This window comes from Gemmatimonadota bacterium (genome assembly GCA_016209965.1).
In the GTDB taxonomy this organism is placed as follows: domain Bacteria; phylum Gemmatimonadota; class Gemmatimonadetes; order Longimicrobiales; family RSA9; genus JACQVE01.
In genome coordinates this window covers 1-3,656 of sequence record JACQVE010000077.1, presented here as the reverse complement: position 1 = coordinate 3,656, position 3,656 = coordinate 1, and the positions used below count along the sequence as shown (strand labels likewise).

Genomic DNA, 3,656 nt, shown 5'->3' with positions numbered 1-3,656 from the left:
GCCGGCAGCTCGAGGGCCGCGAGCTCCTCACCCGTCCGCTTGTCCACGGCATGGAAGCTCCGCCCGCCGCCCCGGCCCTCGCCGTAAAAGAGCAGCGTCTTCGTGACCAGCACGTTGGCATGCGCGCTCTTCCCCGTACGCGGCAGGCTCACGCCCCGGAGCGCCGGGTGGTTCTTCACGCTCTCGGGCGTGTCCCCGTTGGGGATCATCCACAGGTGCTCGCCCGTGTTCAGGTCAATGGCCGTGATGCGGCCGTAAGGCGGCTTGAGCAGCGGCAGCCCCTGCGGCCCGCGCAGCCCGCCCGGCCCCTGCGACACATACCTCATCTCCGAGCGCTCCGGATTGTGCTCGAGCGCGATCCGGCTATGCCCGCCCTGCGACGCCACGTACAGGATACCGGTCTCCCTATCGACCGCGGCGCCGCCCATGATGTTGGTGCCGCCATTCGCGCCCGGGACCTGGATCGTCCCCTTAGTCCCGTCCGGCGCCTCCACCCGCGAGACCGGCGTGTACAGCGGCCCCAGCCGGAACTCCTTCACCAGCTCCAGCGCCTGCGCGCGCAGCTCGGGCGTGAAGTCGATCAGCTCGTCCACGGTGGCGCCCTGCCGCTCGAAGGCGCGCGGGCGCGAGGGGAACGGCTGCGTCGGCGAGGTCCATTCGCCAGGCGTATCCGACCGCGGCACCGGCCGCTCGACGATCGGCCAGACCGGCTTGCCAGTCAGGCGGTCAAGGACGTACGCGAACCCCTGCTTCGTGGTCTGCACCAGCGCGGGGATGCGCTTTCCCTTGACCGTGATGTCGTCCAGATTGGGCGCGGTGGGCGTGTCGTAGTCCCAGATGTCGTGATGGATCATCTGGAAGTGCCAGCGCCGCTTCCCCGTGCGCGCGTCCAGCGCCAGCACGCTCTCCGAGAACAGGTTGTCCCCCGGCCGGTGGCCGCCGTACCAGTCGTTGTGCGGGTGGCCGACGGGGATGTAGACGAGCCCGGCCTGCAGGTCCGCCGAGAACGGCGCCCAGGCATCGTTCTTCCCCGCCACCTCCCAGGAATCTTCCAGCCACGTCTCGTGCCCGAACTCGCCCGGGCGCGGGATCAGGTTGAACACCCAGAGCTGGCGGCCGCTGCGCACGTCGAAGCCGCGGATCGTGCCCGGGATGTTCCTCAGCCGCCGCGGGTAGTAGCCCTGGAGCGCCGAGCTGCCCACTACAATGACGTCGCCCACCACGATGGCCGGCGAGCTGGACCCGATCTGCCCTTCCTCGGGGTCGATCCCGTACACCAGCTTCTCGCCCCCTTCCGCGGCAGCCTTCGAGGCGATGTCGCCCGTGGCCTTCACCGGCCCGTTGTCGCCGTTCGTCATCAGCGGTCCGCTCTGCCCGGTCCACGGCACCAGTTGGTAGCCCAGGCCCTGCATCAGGTCCACGACGCCGTCCTCGCCGAAGCCCGGCGCCGGCCGCCCGGTGCGCGCGTCCAGCTCCACCAGGTAGTAGCCCGGCGTGACCACGATCACGCGCTCCTCGCGGCCGTCCGTCCAGTAGGCGAGCCCGCGCCCGGAGAAGCGGCGCGGCGCCTTCTCCCAGCGCAGCCCCTCGTCCATGCGCCAGGTCCAGAGCGTCTCGCCCGTGGCCGGATCGATGGCGGCCACAGCGCGCCGCTCGCCCGCCACCGTGTAGAGCACGCCTCGAGCGTAGAGGGGGGTCGCCCGGTAGTAGGTCTCGGGCGTCGGCCCGAAGTTGGCCGCCGACCAGCGCCACACCACCTGCAGGTCCTTGACGTTGTCCGCATGGATCTGGTCCAGCGCCGAGTAGCGCGTGCTCCCCGCGTCGCCGCCCCAGTAGCGCCACTCGCCATCCCCGGTTAGGCCGGGCTTCTCGCTCGCTGGCGCACGCTCGATGCGGATGAGGCCGAGCGTGGAATCCGCGCGCAGCGTGTCCCGGCCGGGGGGCAGGCCGTTCAGCGTCAGGATGTATGCGATCACGTCCACGTACTCCTGGGGCGCGAGCTGACCCGGCCGGTCGAAGGGCATGGTCTCGCGTAGCTGGCCGAGCAGGTCGGCCAGGCTGCGCCCGGCCCAGGCGCCCAGGAAGCCGCGGTGCGTGAAGTGGCCGGGCGCGTGACACTCGCCGCAGTTCCGATTGAAGATGGCCTTGCCGGCGACGGCCTGCGCCTCCGTGAAGACGCCGTCCAGCACGCTGCGGCCTGCGCCCGCCGGCTCGGCAGCCTGCGCGCCGAGCCGCACCGGCGACCCCAGCAGCAGCACGACCGCGAGTGAAAGGAGATGATTCACAGACCAGAGATCGAAGGGGTGGCGCAGCGAGAATAGGCGGCGCCGCCAACCCCGTCAAGCCGGCGAGCGATCTCCGCGGGCTCGAAGCCACCTTGTTCGAGAAGAAGTCGGCCTGGATTCGCCGGCGAAAGTGCAGCCGCTCTTCAGGGAAGAGTAGAAAGAAGAGAAGCAGCCTGGCCAACGCAGGCGACGCCACTAGCCCGGTCAGACCGGAGCCAGTCCTCCAAGCGAGTCCGCTCATGATGCGCTCAATTGCAGCGCAAAGACCAGCGGACCTCAAGACCGGGAAACTGGATGAGGCCGGACGCGGCGAGCGGCGTAAGGCGGCCGACTCGTTCGGGGTTCACACGACCGTCAATGCTTGACACCGAATAAAAATGGTATAATTTCTATACCTATGGAATTCGAGTTCGATCCGGCCAAGAGCGAGGCCAACAAGGCGAAGCACGGGATCGACTTCAACGAGGCGATGAGGCTGTGGGAGGATGAGAACCGGATTGAGATTCCCGCCCGGACCACGGATGAGCCCCGGTCGTTGGTGATCGGGAAAATCGCCGAGAAGCACTGGTCGGGCGTCATTACGTACCGTGGCGAGAAGATCCGCATCGTCTCTGTCCGGCGCTCCCGCTGGGAGGAGGTGAAGTTGTATGAAGGTCAAGGCGAGTAAGTTCGAGCGGGAGTTCGACGAGGGGAAGGACGTCTCTCGCTATCTGGACGTCTCGAAAGCGCGCAGGCCCGGGCTGGAGCAACGGCGGGTCAATGTGGACTTCCCGGCATGGATGATCGAGTCGCTGGATCGAGAGGCGGCGCGACTAGGTGTGCCGCGGCAGTCGCTGGTCAAGGTCTGGATCGCGGAGCGGCTCGAGCGGCTCCGCACGGGAACCGTATAAGAAGCGCCACGGGCGAACCAACTCGGCCGCAGTCGTCGCCTCGGCTTACGGCAAGGGAGCCACGAATGCGAGTCGGGGCGCAGGACTGCCCTTGCAGATGGTCGCACTAGGACTCGAACCTAGGACCTCACGGATGTGAACCGTGCGCTCTAACCAACTGAGCTATGCGACCGTCTCAGTACCCCCACGGGGAATCGAACCCCGGTTTTCTGGCTGAGAACCAGATGTCCTGGGCCACTAGACGATGGGGGCCTTCCCGTCCCGAGCCCGAGCCTTGATAAGTATACCCGAAACGCCGGCCCGGTCAACCCCTGAAAACCCTTGACCCGGCTTGCGGAACCGCCGATATTGCCAGGTGTAATTCCCCAGAGCCGGTCCGCCGTCTTTCCCGGGCAAGCACGCGGCTCGGAGGTCGCGCGCCACCGGGGAAAGCCAGGGGACTGCCGCGCTCGCGGCCTCGGGCGCCGCCCTGGCCGGTGAG

3 protein-coding genes and 2 tRNA genes are annotated in these 3,656 nt (G+C 68.1%); 2 read left to right on the top strand and 3 right to left on the bottom strand.

All coding sequences use genetic code 11. The features are described from left to right. The coding region (locus tag HY703_03340) for a PQQ-binding-like beta-propeller repeat protein (protein ID MBI4544210.1) at nt 1–2,285 on the bottom strand (2,285 nt) is incomplete at its 3' end. A 397-nt stretch (nt 2,286–2,682) separates the two neighbouring features. Between HY703_03340 and HY703_03335 the strand changes: the two genes are divergently transcribed. Both HY703_03335 and HY703_03330 read left to right on the top strand, forming a co-directional pair. Beyond that, entirely contained in the window at nt 2,683–2,952 is a 270-nt protein-coding gene (locus HY703_03335) for a BrnT family toxin (protein ID MBI4544209.1), read from the top strand. Continuing rightward, complete coding sequence (locus tag HY703_03330; GenBank protein ID MBI4544208.1) at nt 2,933–3,175, top strand: CopG family transcriptional regulator; 243 nt, start codon at nt 2,933–2,935, stop codon at nt 3,173–3,175. Before HY703_03335 ends, HY703_03330 begins: the two co-directional genes overlap by 20 nt. Before the next feature lie 98 nt (nt 3,176–3,273). Here HY703_03330 and HY703_03325 read toward each other — a convergent pair. Continuing rightward, nucleotides 3,274–3,347, bottom strand: a tRNA-Val gene (locus HY703_03325). Between the two features lie 7 nt (nt 3,348–3,354). Further along, nucleotides 3,355–3,427: transfer RNA gene (locus HY703_03320), tRNA-Glu, on the bottom strand. Nucleotides 3,428–3,656 lie beyond the last annotated feature (229 nt).